Source organism: Variovorax sp. 10N420, from assembly GCF_056394705.1.
In genome coordinates this window covers 912,821-939,541 of sequence record NZ_JBFTIJ010000001.1, presented here as the reverse complement: position 1 = coordinate 939,541, position 26,721 = coordinate 912,821, and the positions used below count along the sequence as shown (strand labels likewise).

The window sequence follows — 26,721 nt, the reverse complement described above, 5'->3', positions numbered from 1 at the left end:
TTCAAGGAGCCCAGTGCGTTCCGAACGGGTTCGATGCGCCGATGGCGGGGAAGTCCACGAAAGCCTGGCTGCAGTCGAGGATCTGATCCGGCTTGACCTTTTCAGTGGCTTCGCCGTTGAGCACGATGCGGTTGGCCGTCGACGCAAAGATCGGCAGGTTGACGCCGTCGAGCGTCAGGTTGGCGTCCGAAGCAATCACCGAGATTTGAGTCGGGTTGTCGGCGACCACATCCTTCAGCGACATGACGAGCGGATAGCCGGGCAGGTAGCCCGTCGGGTAGGCAGCCGTCGGAGTGAAGTAGCCGCCCGTGTTTGCCGCAAAACCTTGCAGCTTGACGTTGCCTTCGCCGAGGATGCGCACATTGCTCAACTGGATGTCGTGGAAGTTCGGCACCTTGGGGCCACCGCTCGGAAGAGCCTTGGTGCTGTAGTAGGGCGTGAACAGCAAGGCGTTCTGCGCATTCTGGATGCAGATGTTCTTGTACGAGATGTTGCTCACCTCGCCGCCGCGTGCGTAGTCCGACTTGATGCGCAGCCCTTCTTCGGAATTCACGAAAGAGTTGTCGTAGACCTGCACGTTGGTGACGCCCGCGTTGGTTTCGCTGCCGATCGAAATGCCATGGCCCCAGTAGATGTGGTTGTGCGCGATCATGATGCCGTAGGCGCGATCGCTGCGCTTGCCGCGGTTGCCGTCGATGCCGAAGCCCACGGCGTTGGGGTTGTTGCTGCCCTTCAATGCGATGTCGTCGTCGCCGGTGCTGACGTAGTTGTAGGCAAAGACGAAGTTCTTCAGATAGCCGTCGAAGGACATCTTGCTGGCGGACGTGGTCTTGCTGCCGGTCGTCATGGCGCTCGACTTGGCGCTCGACGACGAGCCCGGATCGAAAGCATCGGTGTTCTTCACGTTGTCCGCGTTGAAGGTCTGGCCCGTGTACAGCGGGTTGCCGTTGCCCGCCGGGTTGGCAAAGGCCGCCAGCGTCGGCGTCTGCACCTTCACGCCCCAGATCGTCAGGCCGTCGACCCCGCTCGGCACGACGTGGAAGTTGGCGCTGTTGTTAAGGCTCACCTTGTACAGCGTCAGGTTCTTCGCGTAGTTGAACACCATCATCCGGAAGTTCGATTGCGAGCCGGAGCCCGTGGTGCCGTTCTGAACCATGTTGCCGAGATAGGCCAGGTCCCACCAGGTCATGTTGCGGGTCGACGACTTCGAGTCGACAAAGGTGCCGCCGTTGTCGCAAGGCGTGCCGTCGGGCGCCTGGGTGCCTGCAGCAAAGGCAACGTAGGTGTTGGAGCAACTCAGGTCCACCTTGGTCAATGGGTAGCGCGCATTGGTGGTGACGATCTCCGCATAAGCGCGGCTGTCGATGCTGCCTTCGCCGACGACGGCCGAATTGACGGTGTAGTCGCCGCCGATCAGCGGCAGGCAATTGCCGGAACTGCCTGCCTTGGTGGCGCTGACTGCCGTATTCGCGCAATAGGTGGTGGGCAAGCCGGTCGTCGCGTTCTTCGGCATGTAGGCCATGACGTCACGCGTGGCGTACAGGGTCGCGCCCTTGTCGATCCACAACGTCACTCCCGACGGCAATGTCAGCGGACCTGAGATGAAGCCGTTGCCCGGGCCGCTCTTGTTGGCCACCAGGCGCACTGCGAACTGCGGCGCCTTGTACTGTGGCTTCGCCAGCTCTTCGCCGGATGCGCCTGCGATATTGATGTTGGGCAACGCCGCCTCCTTCTGGCTGGCCGTCGCCGCCGCGTCTGCGCTTGCAATGGCGGCGCCGACCGCGCTGTCGACAGCGGCGCCGCAAGCGTCCAGAGCGGCCTGGATGCGCGCTTGATCCGGATTGGCCGTGGCGGCGCTCACCGCCACACCCACGCCAGGAAGGGACGGATCAGCTTCGGGGGGCAGGGCACCGTCAGGACGACGAACGAGCGTGTTGCTCGCTTCGAGGGTCGCGCAGACCTGAGCATCGGTCGGAAGGGTGGGTTCGGCAGGCAGGTCGGGGTCGAAAGTCGTGGTGCCGACCTGGAAGACGTTGGCCTTGGCCGAGTTTGCCGACGCCGTATCCGCCGGTTGCACGGCCGTGGCTGTTGCCGCGGCCGTCGGGCTGCTCGCCGTTGCCGAGAACGCGCCGCCGCTGCTGCCTCCGCCGCAAGCTGCGAGCATGGCTGCCGCCGCAAGCGGCAACATCCAACGCGCGATCGACTGGACGCCGATCGTCTCTGATTTCTGCAATGTCATGGGGCTACCTTTTTGAAGAAGGCTGGCTTGAGCGCGTTCGATGCCGCGTCGCTTGCGACACGGCACTTCCCGGCACGACCAGCGGGGACTGAACGCTTTGTTCTCAGCGCGGGTCGCTGACGGTCGTGTTGTAGGTCTTGCCTGCGATTGACGTGTTGACGAGCGTGATGTCGTGCACGTTGTAGGCGTAGATCGGACCGGCAACCGTGGCGCTTGCGGGTCCGGTCGCCGTGGGGCTACCGAAATCGCAGTTGACGATGTTCACGCCCTCGATGGCTGGCACCGCCGGCGCCGGTGCGGGGCCGTTGTAGTCGAAGGCGACCGGTCCCTGCGCCACGATGGCCTGGAAGCACGAACCCGTGCTGCCGCCGAGCGTCACGTTCTTTGCGACGACATTGGATATGTTGATGTTCTTCAGCAATGCCGGACGCGTGCGGATGGCATCCTTCGACGGCTGGTAGTCGCAGTCGAAAGTGATGATCCCGCCTTGCGAGGCCGAAGGATTGCTGCTGGCCGCCGTGCTCACGCCAATGGGGACGTTGCCGTTGATGGGGCTGCCCGGCAGCAGGCTGCTGCCATAGCCCGCGCCCGTCAGGCTGACGCCGTTGGGCAGCGTCACGCCATCCACGTAGAAGTCCTTCACGAAGCCGCCGCGGTTCATGTTGGTCTTGATCCGGATCGCGATGTTCAGCGAGTTCGTGTCCCAGAACTTGTTGAGCATGGCGAGGTTGCGGCAATAGATCTTCTCGACGCCGCCGCCCATTTCGCTGCCCAAGGTGATGCCGCCGTGGCCGCTGTTCATGGTGCAGTTCTGGATGACGTGGTTGTTGGCCGAGCCGTACTCGTTGTCGAGGTTCTTGCCGGACTTGATTGCGATGCAGTCGTCGCCGGTGTTGAACACCACGTCCTCGCAGAGCACGTTGTTGCAGGCGTCCGGGTCGAAGCCGTCGTTGTTCGGGCCGATGCTGTTGACGGTGACGTTGCGGATCACCACGTTCGAGCAGTCGGTGGGGTGGTGCTGCCAGAAAGGCGTGTTCTGGGTCTGGTAGCCCTCCATCAGCACATTGGTGCAGCCCAGGAATTCGACCATGCAGGGCCGCAGGTAGTGGCCCTTGCCGAAGATTCGTTTGTCGATCGGCACGCCGGCCTCCGACAGTGCCGGCAGATAGTTCTGGTCTTGCTGCCAAGGCGTGATCGGGTTGGTCAGCAGCGCATAGAGCGCATCGGAGATGCCCGGCGCGGCGGTGCGGAGGTCGACGTTGAGCGCGTTGTTGCTCGCCTGCGATGGCGTTGCGCTGGCGCTCACGAATCCATAGGCGCCGCTGTTGCCCTTGAAGGTCCACCAACACGTGCTGGTGTTGCCGGTTCCCGCGAATGGCGTCATGGCCTGACCGTTGAAGACCGACGTATCGCCTTCACCGGTGACGGCGATGTTTTTCTCGTTGCGTGCGTAGATGGGTGCGCCGAAGTTCAGGCAATCATTCGCTTGCCAGCGGCCATAGAACAACTGACCGTTGGTGCCGCAATCGACCGGGCCGTCCTTGGCATAGTCATTCGGATTCGGACTGAAGTAGATCGTGCAGTTCTGGCTCAGGTGGAAATTGACATTGCTCTTCAGCACGATCGGTCCGGCGCAATACCACGTACCCGATGGAACCACGACACGGCCACCGCCGGCGCTGTTGCACGCGGCAATCGCAGCGAGGAATGCCGGGCGCGAATCGAAGGAGTTCGGCGCATTCGTCGTGTCGGCGCCGACGCTGAGCGGCGACTTCGCCGGGTCGATGTACGGGTTGGTGGCAGGCACGGTGCTGCACACCTGCGCGCCGAAGTCCGTGACCACGAAGTCGCGGCTCGGGAACATCGAGCGATCGATGCTCTTCAGCGAATCGATGATCTTCGTGCCCAAGCCTGCTGGTCCCCAGATTGGATCGGCCGGTGGTTCGACCGGCGCGACGGTCGTCGGAGGGGTGCCTGTCGCGGGAGGCGATGCCGGCGAGATGAACGCCCCGCCGTTACCGCCGCCGCCGCACGCGCTCAGCAACGTGGCGCCTGCCGATGCGCTGGCCAAGGCGATGAACGATCGCCGTCCCGGTGATTGCACTCCGTGTGGCGCCGCCGCCAGCAAGGTGGGTTCCGTCGACTCTGTGCGAGGTTTTTTCATGGTGCTGTCTTTTCGATGTGGAGCGAAAGGGAAGGAGGGGAGAGGGAGGGGAGAGAGGGGGAGTGGAGACGTGCGGCCGGCCAGTCTTGCGACGGGGTGGCGAGAGGAAGCAACAGCCCGAGGGCGGAGCGGTGCGAACTTGCGAGATGGATTGGTTCCATCGATGCTCCGACTGTAGTTATTGGTTATCGGTTGTCCTACAAGACGCGGCGATTATTTGCAGCGCGCCAGAGCCTGTCAACGGAATTGACGACGAGCGGTCTGAGGGCAAACCCGGGGATTCTTCGGGGGACGAAGGGAGTATTCAGCGCCGGTGAGGCGAATTCATGGGCTCGCCGAGGGCTGGACATCCTTGCTGACAAGTTATACGATAACCGATGACGCGCCCGATGAGGCGCATTTGGCGCGGAGCGCGGTGTGGCTCTGCTCGCTCATCCCAACTGGAGACATACAAGTGGCCTTGACTCGACGTGATCTGATACTCGGTGCCCTCGGCAGCGGCTTGGCGGCCGCAGGTGCGCAAGCTGCCGACGCCTGGCCCGCAAAGCCCATTCGAATCGTTGTTCCGTATCCGCCCGGAGGCTCGTCGGACATCATCGCGCGCCTGCTCAGCCAACCATTGGCCGAGGCGCTCAAGCAGACCGTCATCGTCGAGAACAGAGCCGGGGCCAACGGCAATCTCGGCGCCGACCTGGTGGCGAAGGCCCCTGGCGATGGCTACACGCTGTTGTTGTGCGACGTCGGCGCGCTGGCGATCAGCCCTTCTGTCTACACGAAGCTGTCCTTCGATCCGTCGAAGGACTTGCGCGGCGTGACCATGCTGGCCTATTCGCCGCACCTGCTCGTCGTGCATCCGTCGGTGCCGGCCAACAACTTCAAGGAACTGGTCGCCCTCTCGAAGAAGACCGACCTGAATTTCGCCGTGACCGCAACCGGCAGTGCGCCGCACCTCGCCGGTGTCGCGCTCGAACGCGCAAGCGGCGCCCGCTGGCAGTACGTTCCCTACAAGGGTGGCGTGCAGGCTGTGCAGGACACGGTTGGCGGACAGACGCAGGTGCTCATGAACGGCATGCTCGCGACACTGCCTCATGTGCAAAGCGGCAAGCTGAAGGTGCTGGGCGTCTCGAAGGCAACGCGCATGCCGCTGATCGGCGATGTGCCGACCATCGCCGAGCAAGGCGTTCCCGGCTTCGAGTCAGGCACCTGGCAAGGCGTGCTCGCCCCGCGCGGCACGCCGGACGCGATCGTGCAGCGCCTCAACAAGGAACTGATCGCGATCATCCGGTCAGCCGACACCCGTTCACGCCTGGCCGGCCAGGGCGCCGAGGTTGTAACGATGACACCTGCCGAGCAGGAGCAGTTCTTCGACAAAGAGCGCTCACGCTGGGCCAAGGTCGTTTCTGCAGCCCAGATCAAGCTCGACTGATCCGGCTATTTTTCCCCTCCACCTTCACTCACATGAACCCGCAAGAACTCAAATCCATCATGGGCTCCGGCCTGCTGTCGTTTCCGCTGACCGACTTCGACGCGAACGGCGACTTCGACAAGAAGGGCTACATCAAGCGGCTCGAATGGCTGGCGCCCTACGGTGCCAGTGCCTTGTTCGCTGCCGGCGGCACGGGCGAATTCTTCTCGCTGACGGGTGACGAGTTCCCGGAGATCATCAAGACGGCCGTGGACACCTGCCGCGGCAAGGTGCCGATCATTGCGGGCGCCGGTGGCCCGACGCGCTTTGCCATCCAGTGCGCGCAGGCGGCCGAGAAGGCTGGTGCCCATGGCGTGCTGCTGCTGCCGCACTACCTGACCGAAGCGGGCCAGGAAGGCTTGGCAGCGCACGTCGAAGCCGTCTGCAAGAGCGTGAAGTTCGGCGTGATCGTCTACAACCGCGGCCAGAGCAGGCTGTACCCGGACACCCTCGAAAAGCTGGCCGAGCGCTGCCCCAATCTGGTCGGCTTCAAGGACGGCATCGGCGACATCGAACTGATGAGCTCGATCCACTTGCGCATGGGTGACCGCTTTGCTTATCTCGGTGGACTGCCGACTGCAGAGGTCTACGCGGCTGCCTACAAGGCGCTGGGCACCCCGGTGTATTCGTCGGCCGTCTTCAACTTCATCCCGAAGACGGCGATGCAGTTCTACGAGGCAGTTGCAAAGGACGACATGGCGACGCAACATCGCCTGCTCAAGGAGTTCTTCATGCCTTATCTGGATATCCGCAACAAGGGGCAGGGCTACGCAGTGAGCATCGTCAAGGCCGGCGCGAAGATCGCCGGTCACGACGCCGGCCCGGTGCGCCTGCCGCTGACGGACCTGAAGGCTGACGAATACCAGGCGCTTGCCGCGCTGATCGACAAGCTCGGCCCACAGTAAGCGTCCAAGCATCCCGACATCAAGCCCAAGCATCGAGGTACCACCGCATGCAGAATTTCGACAATCTCATCAACGGCGAATGGCTGGCAGGCGCCAGCTACAGCGCCAACACCAACCCGAGCAATCTGGCCGACGTGCTGGGCCAGTACGCACAGGGCGACGCGATCCATGTCGATGCTGCGGTGGCGGCCGCTACCGCCGCTTTCCCCGCCTGGTCCACAGGGGGAGTGCAGGCGCGCTCCGAGGCGCTTGACAAGATCGGCAACGAAATCATCGCGCGCAAGGAAGAGCTTGGCACGCTGCTCGCCCGTGAGGAAGGCAAGACCAAGGCAGAAGGCATCGGCGAAGCAACACGTGCCGGCCAGATCTTCAAGTTCTTCGCCGGCGAGTGCCTGCGCCTGTCGGGCGAGATCATTCCGTCGGTGCGTCCCGGCATCGGCATCGAAATCACGCGCGAGCCTGTGGGCGTGGTCGGGCTCATCACGCCCTGGAACTTCCCGATCGCGATCCCTGCGTGGAAGATCGCGCCTGCCTTGGCCTTCGGCAACTGCGTCGTACTCAAACCGGCCGACCTCGTGCCCGGCTGCGCCTGGGCGCTGGCTGAAATCATCAGCCGCTCGGGTATTCCAGCCGGCGTGTTCAACCTCGTGATGGGCCGAGGCAGCGTCATCGGCAACGCCTTGGTCGACCATCCGGGCATCCATGCGATCAGCTTTACCGGCTCGGTCGGCGTCGGCCGCGGCATCGCCGTGCAATGCGCGACGAAGCATAAGAAGGTTCAGCTCGAAATGGGCGGCAAGAATCCGCAAGTCGTGCTGGACGACGCCGATCTGAACCAGGCGGTAGAGCTCAGCGTGCAGAGCGCCTTCTATTCGACGGGCCAGCGCTGCACGGCGTCCAGCCGGCTGATCGTCACCGAAGGCATCTATCCCAAGTTCATCGAGGCGATGAAGGCCCGCATGGCGAAGATCAAGGTGGGCGACGCGCTGGCGCAAGGCACCGACGTCGGTCCGGTCTCGAGCGAAAGCCAGCTCCGCCAGGATCTGGACTACATCGAAATCGGTCAATCCGAAGGCGCCACCCTTGCCGCAGGCGGTGAGCGGCTGAAACTCGACACTGACGGCTTCTACATGAGTCCGGCGTTGTTCAGCGAATCGATTGCATCGATGCGCATCAACAAGGAAGAGATCTTCGGGCCGGTGGCGAGTGTGATCCGCGTGAAGAACTACGAAGAGGCTCTGGCGACGGCGAACGACACCGAGTTTGGTCTTTCAGCCGGCATTGCGACCACCAGCCTGAAATACGCGACGCACTTCAAGCGCCATAGTCAGGCCGGCATGGTGATGGTAAACCTGCCGACGGCGGGCGTGGACTATCACGTGCCGTTTGGCGGCCGCAAGGGCTCGAGCTACGGCCCGCGCGAGCAGGGCCGCTACGCTCAGGAGTTCTTCACGACCGTGAAGACCGCCTACACGCTGCCCTGAGAGGGCGGACGAGAGATCGGACGGATGGCGGTCTTGGGGCGGAACGCCTTGCAGACCGTGTCGTTCGTTTCAAGATAAGGGCCGCCGATCAGGTCGATGCAATAGGGCACGGCTGCGAAGATGCCCGGCACGGCCTGCGATCCGTCGGCGTTCTTCAGGCCTTCGAGCGTCTCGGCAATCGACTTCGGCTGGCCGGGCAGGTTGATGATCAGGCTCTGGTCGCGAACCACGGCGACCTGGCGCGAAAGAATCGCCGTGGGCACGAAGCGAAGGCTGATCTGCCGCATCTGCTCGCCAAAACCCGGCATTTCCTTGTGCGCCACCGCGAGCGTCGCTTCCGGCGTGACGTCGCGCAAGGCCGGGCCCGTGCCGCCGGTCGTCAGGACCAGCGAACAGCCCGCATCGACCAGTTCGATCAGCGCTGCGCTGATGCCGGCCTGATCGTCGGGAATCAAGCGTGACTCGAACGTGATCGGGTTGCGCAGCGCACGCTCGAGCCAATCCTTCAGCGCAGGAAGCCCCTTGTCTTCGTAGGCGCCGCTCGATGCGCGATCGCTGACCGAGACGATCCCGATACGCACTTGGTCGAGGGCGGTGAGCTCGGTCATGCGTCCTCTTCGCGCGCTTGCTCGGCGGCTTCGGCGGCGTGGTCGGCGGTGCCGTGCACGCGCAACTGGTCGCGAACGATCTGGAAGATTTCTCGGTACGCCTTGCCTTGGCGGGGCGCTTCGCCAGGCGGACCTGCCTTGATGTCCTTGCGTGCCTGACGCACGAGCGCGCGCAACTGCTGCGCATCGGTGCCCGGATGGGTTTCAATCCAGCCGCCCAGCGCGTCGTCATCGGCGATGAGGCGATCTCGCCAGCGTTCGGCCTCGTGCAGTGCGGCGGTTTCCTGGGCGGGCGCGCGGTTCTGTTCGTCGAGCGCTGCGCGGATCGCCTCGATCGCGGTCGGATCCAGCCCGCGCATCAGCTTGCCGATGAACTGCATCTGGCGACGCTTGCCTTCGAAATTCGTGATGCGCTTGGCATCCTCGACCGCGTCCTTGAGCTTGTCGCTCAGGTCCAGCTTGTCGAACAGGCCGGCGCGCAGCGACAGCAGTTCTTCGCCCAGCGCCTGGAGTTCGGAGCTCTCGCGTTTGAGTTCGGTCTTGCTCGCCGCGTCGGTGCCTTTGAGCTCGCGCTTGAGCTCGAGGTCGAGTTCGCTGCCTTCGGCCACGAACTGGCCGCGGACGAAGTAGCCTTTTTTGGGTTTGCGGGACATAGAAGCAATCGTTGGCCGCTCCATGGAGAACGGAGGGCGCAAGTATCATAGCCAACACATGACCACACCATCCTCGCGCGCCGATTCCGGCTTCGCCTACAGCCGTTCATTCTTCGAAAACCTGGTCGACTCGGCCTTGGCGCACGCCAAGAAGCTCGGGGCCACCGACGCCGGCGCGGAGGCGTCCGAGGGCTGCGGCCTGAGCGTTTCGGTGCGCAAGGGCGAGCTCGAAAACGTGGAGCGCAACCGCGACAAATCGCTGGGCGTCACTGTCTACGTCGGCCATCGCCGCGGAAACGCCAGCACGTCTGATTTTTCCGACGCCGCCGTCGCGCAGACCGTGCAGGCGGCCTACGACATTGCCCGCTTCACGGCGGAAGACCCTGTCAGCGGACTGCCTGATGAAGCCGACATCGCCAAGGAATACCCTGATCTTGACCTGTTCCACCCCTGGGATGTCACCAGCGAGCAGGCGGCGGCGCTTGCGCTCGAATGCGAAGCCGCCGCAATGACGACGGACAAGCGCATCACCAACAGCGAAGGGGCGGGCGTCTCGGCGCAGCAGAGCCACTTCTTCAGTGCCCATACGCGGGGCTTTCGCGGCGGTTATGCCAGTTCGCGCCATTCGATCTCGGTGGCACCGATCGCCGGCAAGGGCGACGAGATGCAGCGCGACGCGTGGTACAGCTCGATGCGTTCGGCCGACGAACTCGCGAGCCCGCAGGCCGTTGGCCGCTATGCCGCCGAGCGCGCATTGAGCCGACTCAAGTCGCGCAAGATCAAGACGACCCAATGCCCGGTGTTGTTCGAGTCGCCACTCGCCGCCGGCTTGCTGGGTGGCCTCGTGCAGGCGACCAGCGGTGGCGCGCTGTACCGCAAAAGCACGTTCCTGCTCGACTCGTTGGGCAAGACCGTGTTGCCGTCGCACATCGACGTGCTTGAAGATCCTTACGTCCTCCGCGGCAAGGGAAGCTCGCCGTTCGACGACGAAGGCGTGGTCACGCACAAGCGCAAGCTGGTGGACGCCGGCCGCCTGGAGGGCTATTTCCTGAGCACCTACTCGGCTCGGAAGCTCGGCATGAAGACCACCGGCAATGCGGGTGGCTCACACAACCTGACATTGACTTCGCGCCTCACGAAAGAGGGCGACGATCTCGATGCGATGCTTGCCAAACTCGGCACGGGGCTGTTCGTGATCGAGCTCATGGGCCAGGGCGTGAACTACGTGACGGGCGACTACTCGCGTGGAGCGAGCGGCTTCTGGGTCGAGAAGGGCAAGATCGCATTCCCGGTGCAGGAAATCACCATCGCGGGCAACCTGAAGGACATGTTGCTGGGCATCGAGGCGGTCGGCGCGGATGCCTACAACTATGGCGCCAAGACGACCGGATCGCTGCTCGTCAACCGCATGAAGGTGGCGGGGAGCTGAGCTTGGCGGCTGGCGATGGTTGCCCGGTGGGGCAGCCGATCCGGTCTGAGGGGCGCGCGAGCGTCGGCATCCGCATCGAGGATGTCACGCTGGTGCGCGGCCATCAGCGGGTGTTCAAAGGGCTGACGCTCCATCTTCAGGAGTCAAGGATTGGGCTGATCGGTGACAACGGCGCGGGGAAGAGCAGTCTTTTTCGCCTCATCTGCGGGCTGGACCAGCCACAGCGAGGCCGCGTCTTCGTCCCCGAGCGCACGTCGCCTGGGTGTGTCGGGCTCATGTTTCAGAACCCTGACGATCAGATCATCTTTCCAACGGTGGCCGAGGAGTTGGCCTTCAGTCTGACCGCGCTTGGCGAAACGCGACAGGTGGCCCGGCGGCGGGTGCTGGACTTCCTGGCCAGCCGAGGGTTGTCCGCCTGGGCGGGACGGGCCGTGGGCGAACTGAGCCAGGGGCAGCGTCAGCAGGTATGCCTTCTGGCGCTGCAGATCAGCGAGCCCGCGACGCTGCTCCTGGACGAGCCTTTCGCCAGCCTCGATCTGCCGAGCCAGGCGAGGCTGGCCGCGCAGCTGGAAGCCTCTCCCCAGCAGATCATCGTGTCGACCCATCTCCTGGAGCACGTGCACGGGTTCGAGCGCGTGCTGTGGCTGGAGGAGGGACGCGTGCGCGCCGATGGGCCGGGGCGCGAGATCTGCCAGGCGTATGCCAGCTACGTGCGCGAGCGCGCCGGGACAGGCGAGGGCGGCCATGCGTAGCCTTTACTCGGCTCAGCTCACATGGATGCATGCGGTGCCTGCGTGGATCAAGCTTGCGGTGCTGTCGGTCTGCGGCACGGCGCTCGTGTGGGTCGGCCGGCCTTCGTTTCTGCTGGCGGGTTGCGCATTGACGCTGCTCGTCTTCGCCTCGCTCGGCGCGCCTGCATGGCGCCGCGTGCGCATGCTGGGGGGCATTGCCGTTGCCTGCGCACTGATCGTCATCTTTCACTGGGCGCTGGGCACGACCGGCCAGGGGCTGGCGAGCGCCTTGCGGCTCGCGAGTGCGGCAACGCTCGCGCTGATGCTGACGCTGACCACGCGCTTCGAAGACTTGCTGGCGGTGCTGGAGGCAGTCCTCCGCCCTTTGCGGCATGTCGGCGTTCCGACTGAGCGCGTCGCCCTCGCGCTGGGCCTGATGCTTCGGTTTGCCGAGAACTTCTATGTCCAGTGGCGTCGGCTCGACGACGCGCACCGCGCCCGCACGGGCCGCGGCGGCGGTCTGCGACTGCTGGCGCCGTTGACGATCCGCACGCTCCAAACCGCGGACCGCGTCGCTGATGCCTTGGCTGTACGGCAGGGCAAATGACCTTTCATCCATCCTTCCTAATTTCATGACCTCAAACGCTCCTGCCAACTCGTCCTCTCGTTCAATTGCCTACATCGCCCTGTTCGCGGCACTAATGGCCGTGCTGGGCATGATCCCGAAGATCGATCTGCCTTTCGGGGTGCCCATCACGCTGCAGTCACTTGGCGTCATGCTGGCGGGCTGCCTCCTTGGGCCACGGCGCGCATTTCTGGCCATTGCCCTGTTCCTGCTCGCCGTTGCGTTGGGCCTGCCTCTGCTGCCAGGCGGGCGAGGCGGATTCAGCGTGTTCGTCGGAGCGACCTCTGGCTTCTTGTTCGGCTGGATGTTCGGCGCTTTCGCCTGTGGTCTGCTGATGCGCCTGCTGGTGCCTCGACTGGGCACTACCACGGGCAAGGGTGTGCTCGCCGCCAGCTTCGCTTCTTCTGTGGTCGGCGGCATTGCCGTGGTCTACGCGTTCGGGATCCTCGGGCTGTCGCTGGTCGCCCATATGTCGCTGACGCAGGCGGCCCTGGCCATGCTGATCTTCATTCCCGGTGACCTGGTCAAGGCCGGAATCTGCGCCGTGGTCGTGCAGACGGTGATGCGCGGCATGCCAAGCTGGCAACTCGGCGGCGACTGACGCGAGCCGGCTTATGGCGTGGTGGGGCGTCGGAAGACGGTGACTGAAACGTAGTTCTTGCGCGGCCCGCGCACCGAGTGGCGGATGACGAAGGTCCCGTCGGCCATGAAGCGGTAGTCACTGTCGTAGACGTCCGGAGCGCACAGGTGGGTGGCCGAGCCTGCGAGCACGTCGCCTTCGCGCGCGAGTTGGATCTGGTGGAAGAGTCGGGGCGGCACTTCGGCAAAGAACACCAGAAAGCCAAGTCGCGAGCGCTCGAAACGGTATTCGCGATGCGCGTCGAACGCTTGCCCGCCTGCCAAAGTGACCCTGCCTTCTTCGCGGTAGCCGAGGGCATCGCGGCCCAGTTGGCTGAACCAGGCGATGCCGGTCATCGCTGCCTGGTTCTCGATGGTCCGGGCGAGGTCCCAGGTGCCTTCCAGCCGATCGAAGACGCCATCCGCGTCGGCCCAGCAGGTCATGCCGGCAATGTTCCGGCGAGGCGCTGCCGGACCTTGGTGATGACCCGCACGTAGGGCTCCGCGAACGCGCCGAGAGGCGCGTCGTGCGTCAGCCAGCTGAAGCTGAAGACGAGGCCGTCTTCCTCGGGGCTCCCCGAGGCCACGTGATCGAAGGTCTCCGGCAGCAGCCCCGTTGAACGCATCAGGAACACGTGCCAGAGCTGCGGATGCCGGCGCTTGTTGCCTTCGACACCGGCCTCGCAATGCCGGTCGATGGTGCCCAGCGAAAGCAGATCGCCCGTGTAGTGGATCCCGGACTCTTCCAGCAATTCGCGACGGACGGCCGCTTCGGGCGCCTCGCCAGGCTCGATGGTGCCCTTGGGCAACTGCATGCTCCGGTCCTCGGGATGGTGAAAGACCAGCAGACGGCCCCGATCGTCCACCAGACAGGCACAGGCCTTGAGAACGGGATGCGCCGTCACGTTCAGGCGCCTGAGAGAGCGGCCTTCACCGCTGCGCTGACTTGTCCCATATCGGCCTTGCCCGCGAGACGGGTCTTGACTGCGCCCATGACCTTCCCCATGTCGCCCGGCCCCTTGGCGCCGAGTTCGGCAACGATGGCTTTCACTTCGACGGCCACCTCTTCGGCGCTCATGCGCTGGGGTAGATAGACCTCCAGCACCTTGATCTCGGCGGCTTCCTTGTCGGCCAGGTCGGGGCGGTTGCCTTGCGTGAACGCCGCGACCGAATCCTTGCGCTGCTTCACCAGCTTGTCGACGATGGCCACCACTGCGGCATCGTCCAGTTCGATGCGTTCGTCGACCTCTTTCTGCTTCATCGCTGCGAGCAGCAGGCGAATGGTGCCCAGGCGTTCCGAGTCCTTGGCGCGCATCGCGGTCTTCATGTCTTCGGTGATCTGTTCCTTGAGGCTCATGGCTGGCTTTCTATGACGGTCGAAAAACAAAAAAGCCGCGGCAGGTAGTCCTGGCGCGGCTTGGAAGCGGCTGAACCGGGCGTTGGCGTCGCGCCAGCGCCTCGGGTGATCAGTACAGCTTCTTGGGGAGTTGCATGCTCCGCACGCGCTTGTAGTGGCGCTTGACGGCGGCTGCCTTCTTGCGCTTGCGCTCGGCGGTCGGCTTTTCGTAGAACTCGCGGGCACGCAGATCGGTCAGCAGGCCGAGCTTTTCGATAGTGCGCTTGAAGCGGCGCAGCGCGACGTCGAACGGCTCGTTTTCTTTTACGCGGATGGTGGTCATTTAAAAAATTGGGTCTGTTGAATTTGGCCTGGGGAAGATCGGGCCCCGGGCCGGGGTTCCTCAACTGAAAAGGGATTAGGCCGTTGAGGGAAGGCCAAAGTTAGCCGGGCATTATAGCGTCAGCTTTGCCGTCCAACGCCAGTGCCCGCGCGCATGCATGGGCGCTGGCCCAGGCCCATTGAAAGTTGTAACCGCCGAGCCAGCCGGTCACGTCGACCACCTCGCCGATGAAGTACAGCCCGGGCTGTTTCGACTCCAAGGTTTGCGACGAGAGATCGCGCGTGTCGACGCCGCCTGCCGTGACTTCCGCCTTTTTGTAACCCTCCGTGCCGCTGGGCGTGATCTGCCAGCGCGCGATCCGGTCGGCCAGCGCCGAAATCGCCCGATCGCCCGCTTCATTGATCGGGCGCTGCAAGGATGAGTCCTGGTCGACCCATGCGTCGGCGAGGCGCGAGGGCACCAGGGCGGCCAGTTCGTTGTTGATGCGTTTGCGCGAGCGCTGCTTGGCTTCGGCGAGCGCGGTGGCGACACCGATGCCGGGTGCAAAGTCGATCGTGAGCGGCGCGCCTGGTCGCCAATAGCTTGAAATCTGCAGTACCGCGGGGCCCGACAGCCCGCGATGTGTGAACAGCAAGTCTTCGAGGAAGCTCATGCGTTCCTTCTTGCTACCGGTTTCGATTCGAACAGGCAGCGCGAGGCCCGCCAGTGCCGAATAGGGCTCCCATCCCTCGCCGCCGAAAGTGAGCGGAACCAGAGCCGGCCGCGGCGGGACAACGCGCAAGCCGAACTGCGTTGCAAGCCGATAGCCGAAGTCGCTGGCGCCGATCTGCGGGATGGAAAGACCGCCCGTGGCAACCACGAGGCGCGGTGCGCGCACCGCGCCGCGGCTTGTTTCGACCTGATAGCCGCCGCCGTTCGTGTGGGCTATGGCGCCCACCCTGCAGGGTTGCCAATGCGAGACGGCGCCGGCGCTGCACTCGGCGAGCAGCATGTCGATGATCTGCTGCGAAGGACCGTCGCAAAAGAGTTGGCCCTTGTGCTTTTCGTGGAACGCGATTCCGTGCTTCTGGACGAGATCAATGAATTGCTGCGGCGCATAGCGCGACAGAGCAGAGCGACAGAAATTGGGGTTGTCGCCGATGAAATGCCGTTGCGGCGCGCGCACGTCCAGGTCGCGGTTGGTGAAGTTGGCACGCCCGCCGCCTGAAATGCGGATCTTCTCGGCAATGCGTTCGCTATGGTCGAGAAGGAGCACGCGCAGCCCCTGCTGGCCGGCCAAGGCGGCGCAGTACAACCCGGCAGCGCCCGCGCCGATGACGATGGTGTCGTAGGAACTCAACGCTCGCCGCCCGCAGCCTTGAAGGGTTCGCCGCTCATCAGGTGCCGAATCGAGAGGCGGCGGTTCCGACTGCGGCCATTCCGCGCAAGACGTCGCCGACGACGATGATCGAGGGGCTGGCGAGGCCCGCGTCAGCCAAGTCCGCGCGAAGCTTGGCAAGCGTGGTTGCGATATGCCTTTGCTGCGGCAGGCTCGCGTGCTGGATCACCGCCACCGGCGTGTCGGCCGAAAGACCATGAAGCAGTTCGTTCTGGATGTGCGCCACGCCGGTGACGCCCATGTAGATCACCAGCGTCAGGCGTGCATCGCGTGCAGTGGCGGCGAGCTGGCGCCAATCCGTCGGGTGCTCATCGGCAGCGTGCCCGGTCTTGGCATGTCCGGTGACGAACACCACTCCTTGGGCGTGATCGCGATGGGTAAGCGGCACGCCAAGCGCGGTGACTGCGGCCAGCCCTGCCGTGATGCCGTTGACGACCTGCGCCTCGATGCCGGCTTCGCGCAGGTGTTCGACTTCCTCGCCGCCACGGCCGAAGATGAAAGGATCGCCACCCTTGAGACGCACGACGGTCTCTCCTTCATGGGCGGCGGTGATCATGAGCCGCTCGATGAACGCTTGGGGCGTGCTTCGGCAGCCGCCTCGCTTCCCGACATGAACGATGCGCGCACCGGGTCTCGCATAAGCCAGGATTTCTTCGCTGACGAGGTCGTCGACCAAGAGCACCGTCGCGGCCTGGATGGCCTTGACGGCTTTGATTGTGAGCAGTTCGGGGTCGCCGGGGCCGGCGCCGACCAGCGTGCAACTGCCGTGGTGGGATGACTTGCTCATGGAGTTTCCGTGGTCTCTTTCGCTTTCCGCACCGCTGGGGTTACCTGCGCCAGCTTCGCCAATTGGACGATGTGCCCCACCTGTTGCGCGATGGCGTTTGGCACCGACGCTTCGCCCGCCAAGACGCGACGGGTGTAGGCCGCTGTCGTCGCGATGTCGATTTCGGTGGGCAGGCCAGGCACTTCACTTTGCGTGCCCGGCTGCTGCGCCTGCAATGCAACGTGGCGCCCGTGAACGAACCCGTCGATTTGCGCGGTGCGGCGCGGGTCGGCGGCGCTTTCGCCTTCCAGGCCGCGCGAGAGCAGGGCGGTCATCCCCATCAATTCGAAAGTCGCCGCCATCGACTGCGCATATTCGGGATGCGTATAGCTGCCGACGACCAGGCATTCACCTTCGCTCGGCTGCATCAGCTTGACCACGCTGTGTCCAGGATTGCGCAGGCCCACGACACGTCGCACATCGAGCAGGCGCTTCAGGCCCGGGGACAGCAGTTCGGTGGGCGCGAAGACGATCTCGCCATCGGCAATGGGACGAATGCTTTGCAGCGTCGGCACGTCCAGCGCCGAGAGCACGCTGGATGCCAGGACGCGCGTCGATTCCGTGGCGGCACCATGCACCAGCACAGGCAGGCCTTCGCGCGCCAGCAGCAGGGCGAGCAGCGGTGTCAGAACCGGAAGGCGTCGCGCGCCGTTGTAGCTCGGCAGCACCACGAGTGGGCGTTCCGTCGCTGGAAAGCGATGGAGCCGGACATGCGTCGCATCGAGGAAGCCTGCCAGTTCTTCTGGCGTCTCGCCCTTGATGCGCATCGCGAGGCAGAAGGCGCCGATTTCCAGATCTGTCACCGTGCCGTCGAGCACCTGGCCGAAGAGATCGCACGCTTGCTCGCGGTCCAGCGGCTTTGCACCGCGCGCGCCGCGACCGATTTCCTTGATGTATTGGCTGATTCCCATGGGTGCCCGGATTGTCCCGCATGACTTATGCCGCAAATGGGGCGCGCTTATGCCCCGTCGCCCAGGCGGGTTTATCGCGGTCGCCCCGTCAAGGCTCATGGCGACTCCGCCAGAACCGGCCCGGAGGACAAGCGCACCATCCGTTTCAGCTCGGTGATGCAAGACCCGCAATTGGTGCCGCATTTCAGCGCGCCCTGCAATGCGGCGAGTCGCTCCACGTCCGAGCCCGCGGAGGACGCGAGATGCTCGCCGATGGCGGTTTGCGTGACACCGAAGCAACTGCAGACGATTTTGCGTGCCGCGACACCGATGGGCGCCACCGAGGCGGGCCGCAGCAGTTGCCGGCCAAAGGCCTGCGCCGGCAGCCGGTCTTGCAGCAACGCCTTGATCCAGACTTCCGAGCGAGTGTCTCCGCCCAGCAGGAAGCCTTCGAGGTACGCGTTCGCGCCATTGCGTGTCAAACGGACCGCGCGACGCTGCCCGCGTTTTGCATCCGCGTAGCGCAGTGTGTCGGTGCCTGCGAGCGCAAGCAAGCCTTCTATCTGCGAGAGGACGGCGTCGGGTGGTGCCTCATGCGCGGCAGCCCGGAACAGCACGCCGGTGCGATCGGGACTCGCATCTTCGAGTGCAGCGCCTGCGGCAAAGGGCACGCAGCTGGCGAACGGAAACGCCGACATCAGGTTTCGCAACTCGCCGGCGACAGTCAGCGCGGCCTCCTGCGGGAGCCATGCGGCGGCGAGGAGTGTCCAGGGCATCTCGGCCTTGAGGACTTTCACTGCTGCGTGCTTGAGCTCGGGTTGCTTCGAATCGGGGCAGAAGCTGGAGGTCGTGAGGGCATTCACGCCCGCAAGCCGCGTGCCGGTGCTGGACGAGCCGCTCAGGTATTCGCCACCCCAATGCATTGCAATGAAGACTTGGCTCAAGCCGACATCGGCGCTGCCCGCGACGGGCACCACGATCGAGCCTCGGCGCGAGGTGACGTGCACGAGATCGCCCTCGGCCAATTGGCGCCTGGCCATGTCCTGCGGATGCATCTGAGCCACAGGCTCGGCGGCGTGGCCGAAGAGCCTGCCCAGTGTGCCGGTGCGGCTCATGCCGTGCCACTGGTCGCGCAGCCGGCCAGTGTTGAGAGAGAAGGGATAGCGCGCGTCACGGGGCTCGGTTACCGGCTTGTAGGGCGTATCGACGAACTGCGCGCGGCCATCGGGCGTTGGGAAGATGCCGTCCTCATAGAGCCGAGCGCGGCCTTCTGTCTCGCCTTCACGCAGTGGCCATTGCTGCGGCGCCGATTCGAGCATCGCGTAGCTCATTCCAGTGATGTCGAGGTCGCGCCCGCGCGTGGATTCGCGGTGTTCATTCCAGACCGACTCGGCATCCACGTAGGGAAAGAGCGTGGCTGTGCGGCCCAGGCGCTCCTCGAGCCGCCGCGCGAAACCCACGCCGATAGACCAGTCATTGCGAGCCTCGCCAGGCGGCGGCACAGCTCGCCGCACTCGAGAGATGCGGCGTTCGCTGTTGGTGACGGTGCCTTCCTTCTCGCCCCATGTGGTGGCTGGCAGCAGCAGGTCGGCGAACTCGCAGGTTGCCGTTTTCGCGAATGCCTCCTGCACCACGACGAACTCGCAGCGCTCGAGCGCGCGGCGCACCGTCGCCTGGTCGGGCATCGATTGCGCTGGGTTGGTGCAGGCGATCCAGAGCGCGCGGATTTCGCCGTCCGCCGCGGCCTGGAACATTTCGACCGCAGTCTTGCCCGGTCGAGCCGGCACATCGTCGATGCCCCACAGCGCCGCCACTTCGGCGCGATGCCGCGGATTGGCGAGATCGCGATGAGCGGAAAGAAGATTGGCCAACCCACCCACTTCGCGGCCGCCCATGGCGTTGGGCTGACCGGTGAGCGAGAAGGGCCCCGCGCCGAGTTTGCCGATCTGCGCCGTCGCCAGATGGAGGTTGATCAGGGCCGCGTTCTTCGCCGTTCCGGAAGAGGATTGGTTCAGGCCTTGGCAATACAGGCTCAGCGTCGCTGCAGAAGTCGCAAAGAGGCGCGCCGCCTCCAGGAGGTCGTCCTTGGAGATGCCGCAGACCTGTGCGACGCGGTCGGGTGTGCAGTCGCGCACCGTCGCTTTCAAGGCGTCGAAGCCGTTGGTGTGCTCGGCGATGTAGCGCGAATCCGCCCAGCCTTCCCACAGCATCAGGTGCAGCATGCCGTTGAAGAGCATCACGTCGGTACCCGGCTGGATCGGCAAGAACAGGTCAGCAATCTCGGCGGTGTCCGTGCGGCGAGGATCCGCCACGACGATCTTCATGGTTGGATTGGCCGCCTTCGCATCCTCGATGCGCCGGAACAAAATGGGATGCGCCCACGCAGTGTTGCTGCCGACGATGAAAAGGCACTGTGCGTGCTTCAGGTCGTCGTAGCAGGCTGGTGGTGCATCGGCGCCCAGCGTCTTCTTGTAGCCGGCCACCGCGCTGCTCATGCAAAGGCGCGAATTGGTGTCGATGTTGTTGGTGCCGACGAGCCCTTTGGCCAGCTTGTTGAAGACGTAATAGTCCTCTGTCAGCAGTTGTCCGGATACGTAGAAGCCGACGGCATCGGGGCCGCTTTCCTCGATGACCTGCGCGAATCGTTGCGCCGCGAGCCCCAGTGCGCCGTCCCATGTGATGGGCTCGGGGACGGAGTCACGAGTGGCACGCTGCAATGGCTGCAAAAGACGAGTCTGCATGGTGACGGCAGCGCTGGCGGTCAGGTGCAGCGTAGACCCTTTCGTGCACAGCCGACCGAAGTTGGCGGGGTGCGCCGGGTCCCCGCGCACGCCGGTGATCTGCGCGCCGTCGGACTCGATGATGACGCCACAGCCCACGCCGCAGTAGGGGCAGGTGGAGCGTGTTTCGTTCATGGTGCTGGCTCGGGTGAAGATAGTCAGTCTGCGACGACTGGCTGAGGCCCCGCCACAGGCCGCGAGAGATCGGTGGCGTGCAATTGGAGCTCGCCCGCATCGAGGTGCACCACACCGTTGGCGACTTTCACTGCAAAGCGCGGTGTGCAGCCTTCGTCGGGCGATTTCGCGCAACCATCGTCGAGTCCGATCGCCCAGTTGTGCAGCGGACAGGCCACGCTGGTGCCGAAGACGATGCCCTGGCTCAACGGTCCGCCCTTGTGCGGGCAGCGGTCGAGCAATGCAAAAACCTCGTCCTCTGAATTGCGGAACACCGCAACATCGATGCCCTGGGCGCGCGCCACTCGACGGGCACCAAGCACGGGAATGTCTTCGACCCGGCAGATCACTTTCCATTCGCTCATGATTCGCTCTCCTTCAGACCGTCTGCGCATCAGCAGGGATGCTCTCGACTACGGCAATCGGCTTGAACTGCCGCACGTCGACAGAAGCCTGGCTGGACTCGAACCACGGATCGGGTTCGCCATCGAGTGCGAACTGGAGCCGCTCCCACAGCGTCTTGCGGCCTTCCGCGTCCTCGAGGACCTTCTTCTTCACGTAGTCGAGGCCGACACGTCCGATGTAGTGCACGGTGCGCTCCAGATACCAGCCTTCCTCACGGTAGAGCTGAAGAAACGCGCCCGCGTACTCCATCACTTCATCGGATGTCTTCACCTTGACCAGGAACTGTGCGACTTCGGTCTTGATGCCGCCGTTGCCGCCCACGTAGATTTCCCAGCCCGAATCGACGCCGATCACGCCCACGTCCTTGATGCCCGACTCGGCGCAGTTTCGCGGGCAGCCCGAGACTGCGAGCTTGACCTTGTGCGGCGAATACATCGCCCAAAGCGCGCGCTCCAGGTCCTTGCCCATCTGCGTCGAGTCCTGGGTGCCGAAGCGGCACCATTCGCTGCCTACGCACGTCTTCACCGTGCGCAGCGACTTGGCGTAGGCAAAGCCCGAGGGCATGCCGATGTCCTTCCAGACGTTCTCCAGGTCTTCCTTCTTCACGCCGAGCAGGTCGATGCGCTGGCCGCCCGTCACCTTGACGGTCGGGATCTTGTACTTGTCGGCCGCGTCGGCGATGCGGCGCAATTCGTCGGGCGTCGTGTGGCCGCCCCACATGCGCGGTATCACCGAATAGGTGCCGTCCCGCTGGATATTGGCGTGGCTGCGCTCGTTGACGAAGCGACTCTGCGGATCGTCCTTTGCCTCTTTCGGCCAGGTCGAGATCAGGTAGTAGTTGATTGCAGGCCGGCAGGTCGCGCATCCGTTTGGCGTCCGCCAGCCGAGATTGCGATACACCTCGTCGTGTGTGAGGTAGTGCCCTTTTCGGATCGCCTCACGCACGTCCTGGTGGCTGACATCGGTGCAGGCGCACACAGCTTTCTTCTTCGGCGTGGCGGAGTAGTCGCCGCCGGCCGTGAACATCAGGATCTGCTCGACCAGCCCGGTGCATGAGCCGCACGATGCGCTGGCCTTGGTGTGCTTCTTGACCTCTTCAAGCGTGAAGAGTCCCTTGTCCTTGATCGCCTTGCAGATGGTGCCCTTGTTGACGCCATTGCAGCCGCAAACCTCGGCGTCGTCCGGCATCGAAGCGGCCTTGCTGTGGCCTTCGTGGCCGGTGTCGCCGATGTTGGATTCGCCGAACATCAGCTTGTCGCGGATGTCGTGCACGCTGCGTCCGTCACGCAGCAGCTTGAAGTACCAGCTGCCGTCGACCGTGTCGCCGTAGAGGCAGGCGCCGACCAGCTTGTCGTCCTTGATCACCAGCTTCTTGTAGACGCCGCCGAAGGGGTCGCTCATCACGATTTCCTCCGTGCCTTCGCCGCCCATGAATTCGCCGGCGGAGAAGAGGTCGATACCCGTGACCTTGAGCTTCGTCGAGGTCAGCGAGCCCATGTAGCGGCCAATGCCGAACTGTGCCAGGTGATTCGCCGCCACCTTCGCCTGTTCGAACAGCGGTGCGACCAGGCCGTAGGCGATGCCCCGATGTGCAGCGCATTCGCCGACCGAGTAGATGCGCGCATCGGTCACGGTCTGCATGGTGTCGGTGACGACGATGCCGCGGTTGATGTGCAGCCGCATCTTCTCTGCCAGCTCCGTGTTGGGACGAATGCCGACGGCCATGACCACCAGGTCGGCGGCGACTTCGGTGCCGTCCTTGAAGCGGATGGCCGAGACCCTTCCTTGTTCGTTGCCCACGAGTTCCTGGGTTTGCGCACCAATGAGGAACTTCAGGCCGCGGTCTTCGAGCGACTTCTGCAGCAGCTTGCCGGCCACGTCGTCCAACTGCCGCTCCATCAGCCACGGCATGACGTGCACCACGGTGACGTTCATGCCGCGGAGCATCAGGCCATTGGCCGCTTCGAGGCCCAGCAGTCCACCGCCGATGACGACCGCGTTCTTGTGCGTGCGTGCGGTCTCGATCATGTAGTCGGTGTCGGCGATGTCGCGATAGGCGATCACGCCCCGCAAGTCCTTGCCGGGAACAGGCAGCATGAAGGGGTTGGAGCCGGTGCACATCAGAAGCCGGTCGTAGGGCGCTTCGGTGCCGTCTTCCGCGCGCACGATTCGCTTGACCCGATCGACGTCCACCACCTTCTTGCCTGCGTGCAGGGTGATGTTGTTCTCGGCGTACCACTCCCAGCTGTTCAGCACGATCTCGTCGACCGTTTGCTCGCCGGCGAGCACGGGCGACAGAAGGATGCGGTTGTAGTTCGGGTGCGGCTCGGCGCCGAAGACGGTGATGTCGTAGAGATCGGGCTCGATCTTGAGCAGCTCCTCGATCGTGCGCACGCCGGCCATGCCGTTGCCGACCATCACGAGTTTCATTTTCTTCATGGCGTTGGACCTTTCCTGGATTCAATCAAGCGAGGTGCCCGGGGCGCGCGTGGAGAATCGCGCCATGAGCTTTGAAGTGGACATCGGCTACAGCAGCCTGCGCGGGCCCCGCGAGGTCAACGAGGATTTCGCCGGCGCGGTGCATGCGCCGCAGGGCGAGGAAGCGCGCGGACTGATTGCGGCCATCGCCGACGGCGTGTCCGCCGGTGGACGCGGTCTGGAGGCCGCGCAGACCACCGTGATGTGCCTGCTTGGCGATTACTTCGCGACGCCCGACACCTGGGAGCCGACGGCGGCGCTGGACCGGCTGATCGGCGCGCAGAACGCATGGCTTGCCGATCACAACCGCCGCCGCCAGGGTGGCGGCACCGCGCTCACCACGTTGACGGCGCTGGTGCTGCATGGACAGAGCTACACGCTCGCGCACGTCGGCGACACGCGCGCGTGGCGAGTGCGCCAGGGTGGCGAGCCTGCCATGCAGCTGACCCATGACCATGCCTTCGAGCACCCCGATCTGCGAAGCCGGCTGACGCGCGCAATCGGTCTCGACGATCAGGTGCGGGTCGACTATGTGCAGGGCGACGTGCGGGTCGGCGACTGCTTCGTGCTCAGCTCCGACGGCGTTCACGGTGTGCTCAAGGCACAGCATTTGGCGGCCCTTGCGCTGCAGGGCAACGCGGGCGAGGCCAGCGATGCACTGGTGCAGGCCGCGCTGGCGGCAGGATCCCGCGACAACGCCACCGCGCTGGTGATCCGCGTCATGGGACTGGATGCCCGCCAACTGGACGATGAGATGGGCGACGTGCGCCGGCTGGCTCCGCCGCCGCAGCTGAAGGTCGGCGATGTGCTCGACGGCTACGTCATCACCGCGCGGGTGGCCGACACCGGCGTGCATGTGCTCTACCAGGCACGTCGACCCGAGACGCGAGCACTGGTGACCCTCAAGACCTTGCATCCGTCCCGGGCCGGCGATCCGCAGGAGCGCGCGATGCTCGCTCACGAAGCCTGGCTGGGCCTGCGCGTCAGCGCTCGCGCCGACAGCGGCTTCGTGCGCGTTCACGAACGCGCGGAGGATGCCAGCGCGCTCTACACCGTGTTCGATTGGCACGGCGGACGAACGCTCGAGCAGATGCAGAAGGACGGTCGGCGTGGTGCGGTGGCGGAGGTCGTGGCCGCGGCCATCGAAGTGACCCGCGCGCTGGGAAGGCTGCACCGCCACGGCGTGGTGCATCGCGACATCAAGCCGGGCAACCTGCACCTTGGCGACGATGGGCGCTGGCGCATCCTCGACCTGGGTGTCGCGCTGTCCGGGCGCGAGGGCGCGGCGCAGCGCGAGCTGCACGCCGGCACGCCCAGCTACATCAACCCCGAACAGTGGGAAGGCGAGGGCGCCGACGCAGGCAGCGATCTGTTCGCGCTGGGGGTCACGCTCTACCAGTGGCTCGCCGGGCGCCTGCCCTATGGCGAGATCGAGCCCTACCAGGCAGCGCGCTACCGGCGCGATCCGGCCGCGTTGTCGCGCATCCGGCCCGATGTGCCCGTATGGCTCGACCACCTGGTGCGCAAGGCCGTGGCGCGCGATCCCCGGCAACGTTTCGAGACGGCCGAGGAACTTCTGCTCGCGCTGGAGCGCGGTGCGTCCCGTCCCGTCGGCGCGCCGAGCGCCACGCCGCTGGCCCGCCGCGATCCGGCGGCGCTCTACAAGATCGCGCTCGCTGTGTCGCTGCTGTTCAATGTGCTGCTGGTGGTGTGGCTGCTCTTCCTGCCCCGGACTTGAGAGGCGTGCTGCTCGCCCCCAGGTTGGCTCACTTCGCGTAGCCGCCCACCCCCATCCGGGGGCAATACCGGCGACCCGGTGAAGCCGGTTCCGCGGTATTTTTGGAATGAGGGTGTGCGGGGTCATGCGTTGCGCGCCTTGGGGGCCTTGGAGCTCTTGGGGCGGTGGGTCGTGACTGGTGGCTGTGCGGCTTCGCGGGCGCGGCCGCCTTTTTCGGCCCAGGTGCGGGTCCAGCGGATTTGCATCACGCGCATGACGGCCAGCATGACGAGCGACAGTGCGGCGAAGAAGACGAAGCCCCAGGCGTAGCTGCCGAGGTATTGCTTGGACAAGCCCATCGCGTTGGGCACCAGGCCTCCGCCGAGCGCACCGATCTCGCCGATCATGGAGCCGGCCACCGCTGTGCTTGCGGGCCAGCGCAGCGGCACGAGCTGGAAGAGTGCGCCGTTGCCCGCACCCAGTGCGGCGAAACAGGCGATCAGCAGCAGCGTGGTGAGCGTCAACGATGCCGACGATGCGCCGACAAGGACCAGGCTGATCGCCACCACGAGCAGGACCAATGTCAGCGTGTTGACGCCGCCCCAGCGGTCGGAGATCCAGCCGCCGATCACGCGCACGGCCGCACCCATGAAGGCGGCCAACATAGTCAGCTGGCCGGCCTGCACCTTGCTGACGCCGAATTGGTCGTAGTAGTAGGAGGGCAGGAAGGTCGTGAGGCCGATGAAGCCGCCGAAGGTCACGCCGTAGATGAGGCTGAACACCCATCCGTCCTTCTCGAACAGGCAGGCGATGTGCTCGCGGAAGCTGGCGTGGCTGTCGATGTCGGGTGGCTCCTTGGCGAGCATGATCATCACGATCATCGGCACCAGGATCGCGACAGCCGCCACGCCGTACACACTTTGCCAGCCCAGCCATTGGGCGAGCGGCGGAGCCACCAGCACCGACACCGCGGTACCGACGTTGCCCGCACCCACCAACCCCATGGCGAGGCCCTTGTGCTGCGGCGGGAACCAGCCCGAACCCAGCGAAAGCGCGACCCCGAAGCTTGCGCCCGCGATGCCCAGGAGCACGCCCATCGCGAGCAGATCGTTGAAGCTGTGCACCATGAAGAAGCCGAACAGCATCGCCACGGCAATCAGGCCCATCTCGACCAGCGTCGCACTCTTGCGGCCGATGTATTGCGACAGGATGCCCAGCGGAAAACGCATCAGCGCACCGGCGATGATCGGCACCGACAGCATCAGGCCTTTCTGCGCCGGCGAGAGGTTGAAGGTCTCGCCGATGAACGGTGCCATTGCACCGTTGAGCACCCAGATGCAGCACGAGAAGGCGAAGTACAGGAAGGCCGCGAACAACGTCGGGCCGTGGCCTGAGCGAAGGAAGGACTTGAAGCTGGACATGGCTTTCAATGCGAAATGCCGCGGCGCGGCCGTTGGCGGGCCGTGTCGTCGG

At 64.8% G+C, this 26,721-nt stretch carries 23 protein-coding genes; 8 read left to right on the top strand and 15 right to left on the bottom strand.

Annotated elements, in window-relative coordinates; translation table 11 throughout:
* Position 1 precedes the first annotated feature (1 nt).
* Both AC1DEK_RS04355 and AC1DEK_RS04350 read right to left on the bottom strand, forming a co-directional pair.
* Positions 2 to 2,239 (bottom strand): glycoside hydrolase family 28 protein, encoded by a 2,238-nt coding sequence (locus AC1DEK_RS04355; protein ID WP_478123946.1) that lies wholly within the window; start codon positions 2,237 to 2,239, stop codon positions 2 to 4.
* Positions 2,240 to 2,342: 103 nt separating this feature from the next.
* Positions 2,343 to 4,403 (bottom strand): glycoside hydrolase family 28 protein, encoded by a 2,061-nt coding sequence (locus AC1DEK_RS04350; protein ID WP_478123945.1) that lies wholly within the window; start codon positions 4,401 to 4,403, stop codon positions 2,343 to 2,345.
* A gap of 454 nt (positions 4,404 to 4,857) precedes the next feature.
* Between AC1DEK_RS04350 and AC1DEK_RS04345 the strand changes: the two genes are divergently transcribed.
* The 3 genes from AC1DEK_RS04345 to AC1DEK_RS04335 are packed head-to-tail and all read left to right on the top strand — an operon-like array spanning position 4,858 to position 8,257.
* Positions 4,858 to 5,829, top strand: a complete 972-nt coding sequence (locus AC1DEK_RS04345; protein ID WP_478123944.1) for a Bug family tripartite tricarboxylate transporter substrate binding protein — start codon at positions 4,858 to 4,860, stop codon at positions 5,827 to 5,829.
* Positions 5,830 to 5,861: 32 nt separating this feature from the next.
* Positions 5,862 to 6,773 carry a 5-dehydro-4-deoxyglucarate dehydratase gene (gene kdgD / locus AC1DEK_RS04340; RefSeq protein ID WP_478123943.1) on the top strand — a complete coding sequence of 304 codons (912 nt, stop codon included), beginning with the start codon at positions 5,862 to 5,864 and terminating at the stop codon, positions 6,771 to 6,773.
* A gap of 47 nt (positions 6,774 to 6,820) precedes the next feature.
* Positions 6,821 to 8,257 (top strand): aldehyde dehydrogenase family protein, encoded by a 1,437-nt coding sequence (locus tag AC1DEK_RS04335; RefSeq protein ID WP_478123942.1) that lies wholly within the window; start codon positions 6,821 to 6,823, stop codon positions 8,255 to 8,257.
* Here AC1DEK_RS04335 and mog read toward each other — a convergent pair.
* Both mog and yjgA read right to left on the bottom strand, forming a co-directional pair.
* Positions 8,242 to 8,865, bottom strand: a complete 624-nt coding sequence (mog, locus tag AC1DEK_RS04330; RefSeq protein WP_478123941.1) for a molybdopterin adenylyltransferase — start codon at positions 8,863 to 8,865, stop codon at positions 8,242 to 8,244. The two genes, AC1DEK_RS04335 and mog, sit on opposite strands and share 16 nt — an antisense overlap.
* Positions 8,862 to 9,518, bottom strand: a complete 657-nt coding sequence (gene yjgA, locus AC1DEK_RS04325; protein ID WP_478123940.1) for a ribosome biogenesis factor YjgA — start codon at positions 9,516 to 9,518, stop codon at positions 8,862 to 8,864. Before yjgA ends, mog begins: the two co-directional genes overlap by 4 nt.
* Before the next feature lie 58 nt (positions 9,519 to 9,576).
* Between yjgA and pmbA the strand changes: the two genes are divergently transcribed.
* Genes pmbA through AC1DEK_RS04305 form a run of 4 tightly spaced genes read left to right on the top strand, consistent with a single transcriptional unit; the run spans position 9,577 to position 12,904 of the window.
* On the top strand, positions 9,577 to 10,947 hold the full coding sequence (gene pmbA, locus AC1DEK_RS04320; protein WP_478123939.1) for a metalloprotease PmbA: 1,371 nt from the start codon (positions 9,577 to 9,579) through the stop codon (positions 10,945 to 10,947).
* 26 nt (positions 10,948 to 10,973) lie between these two features.
* Positions 10,974 to 11,699, top strand: a complete 726-nt coding sequence (locus AC1DEK_RS04315) for an energy-coupling factor ABC transporter ATP-binding protein (protein ID WP_478124001.1) — start codon at positions 10,974 to 10,976, stop codon at positions 11,697 to 11,699.
* Positions 11,692 to 12,285: a CbiQ family ECF transporter T component gene (locus AC1DEK_RS04310; RefSeq protein ID WP_478123938.1), complete on the top strand. Its 594-nt coding sequence runs from the start codon at positions 11,692 to 11,694 to the stop codon at positions 12,283 to 12,285. Before AC1DEK_RS04315 ends, AC1DEK_RS04310 begins: the two co-directional genes overlap by 8 nt.
* A gap of 25 nt (positions 12,286 to 12,310) precedes the next feature.
* The gene (locus AC1DEK_RS04305; protein ID WP_478123937.1) at positions 12,311 to 12,904 is read left to right on the top strand and encodes a biotin transporter BioY; all 594 of its coding nucleotides are present in this window, start codon (positions 12,311 to 12,313) and stop codon (positions 12,902 to 12,904) included.
* 11 nt (positions 12,905 to 12,915) lie between these two features.
* On the opposite strand, the gene AC1DEK_RS04300 is transcribed toward AC1DEK_RS04305, so the two are convergent.
* The 10 genes from AC1DEK_RS04300 to nirB all read right to left on the bottom strand — a co-directional run bounded on the left by AC1DEK_RS04300 (position 12,916) and on the right by nirB (position 23,492).
* Positions 12,916 to 13,365, bottom strand: coding sequence for a DUF6314 family protein (locus AC1DEK_RS04300; protein ID WP_478123936.1), 450 nt, complete (start codon positions 13,363 to 13,365; stop codon positions 12,916 to 12,918).
* Positions 13,362 to 13,826, bottom strand: coding sequence for an NUDIX domain-containing protein (locus tag AC1DEK_RS04295; protein ID WP_478123935.1), 465 nt, complete (start codon positions 13,824 to 13,826; stop codon positions 13,362 to 13,364). Before AC1DEK_RS04295 ends, AC1DEK_RS04300 begins: the two co-directional genes overlap by 4 nt.
* A gap of 2 nt (positions 13,827 to 13,828) precedes the next feature.
* Positions 13,829 to 14,278, bottom strand: a complete 450-nt coding sequence (locus AC1DEK_RS04290; RefSeq protein WP_478123934.1) for a GatB/YqeY domain-containing protein — start codon at positions 14,276 to 14,278, stop codon at positions 13,829 to 13,831.
* A gap of 109 nt (positions 14,279 to 14,387) precedes the next feature.
* Entirely contained in the window at positions 14,388 to 14,600 is a 213-nt protein-coding gene (gene rpsU / locus AC1DEK_RS04285; protein WP_007833691.1) for a 30S ribosomal protein S21, read from the bottom strand.
* 100 nt (positions 14,601 to 14,700) lie between these two features.
* Positions 14,701 to 15,939, bottom strand: a complete 1,239-nt coding sequence (locus AC1DEK_RS04280) for a BaiN/RdsA family NAD(P)/FAD-dependent oxidoreductase (protein WP_478123933.1) — start codon at positions 15,937 to 15,939, stop codon at positions 14,701 to 14,703.
* Between the two features lie 37 nt (positions 15,940 to 15,976).
* A complete protein-coding gene (cobA, locus tag AC1DEK_RS04275; protein ID WP_478123932.1) occupies positions 15,977 to 16,765 on the bottom strand; it encodes a uroporphyrinogen-III C-methyltransferase in 789 nt (262 codons plus the stop codon).
* Positions 16,762 to 17,715, bottom strand: coding sequence for a DNA-binding protein YbiB (gene ybiB, locus AC1DEK_RS04270; protein WP_478123931.1), 954 nt, complete (start codon positions 17,713 to 17,715; stop codon positions 16,762 to 16,764). The genes cobA and ybiB overlap by 4 nt, the downstream gene beginning before the upstream one ends.
* Before the next feature lie 95 nt (positions 17,716 to 17,810).
* Entirely contained in the window at positions 17,811 to 20,609 is a 2,799-nt protein-coding gene (locus AC1DEK_RS04265) for a nitrate reductase (protein ID WP_478123930.1), read from the bottom strand.
* A 23-nt stretch (positions 20,610 to 20,632) separates the two neighbouring features.
* Positions 20,633 to 21,013, bottom strand: coding sequence for a nitrite reductase small subunit NirD (nirD, locus tag AC1DEK_RS04260; RefSeq protein WP_478123929.1), 381 nt, complete (start codon positions 21,011 to 21,013; stop codon positions 20,633 to 20,635).
* A 13-nt stretch (positions 21,014 to 21,026) separates the two neighbouring features.
* Positions 21,027 to 23,492 carry a nitrite reductase large subunit NirB gene (gene nirB, locus AC1DEK_RS04255; protein WP_478123928.1) on the bottom strand — a complete coding sequence of 822 codons (2,466 nt, stop codon included), beginning with the start codon at positions 23,490 to 23,492 and terminating at the stop codon, positions 21,027 to 21,029.
* A gap of 64 nt (positions 23,493 to 23,556) precedes the next feature.
* On the opposite strand from nirB, the gene AC1DEK_RS04250 reads away from it, so the two are divergent.
* Positions 23,557 to 25,269 (top strand): bifunctional protein-serine/threonine kinase/phosphatase, encoded by a 1,713-nt coding sequence (locus AC1DEK_RS04250; RefSeq protein WP_478124000.1) that lies wholly within the window; start codon positions 23,557 to 23,559, stop codon positions 25,267 to 25,269.
* A gap of 122 nt (positions 25,270 to 25,391) precedes the next feature.
* Here AC1DEK_RS04250 and AC1DEK_RS04245 read toward each other — a convergent pair whose 3' ends face one another.
* Positions 25,392 to 26,669 carry an MFS transporter gene (locus AC1DEK_RS04245; protein ID WP_478123927.1) on the bottom strand — a complete coding sequence of 426 codons (1,278 nt, stop codon included), beginning with the start codon at positions 26,667 to 26,669 and terminating at the stop codon, positions 25,392 to 25,394.
* Positions 26,670 to 26,721: the final 52 nt, after the last annotated feature.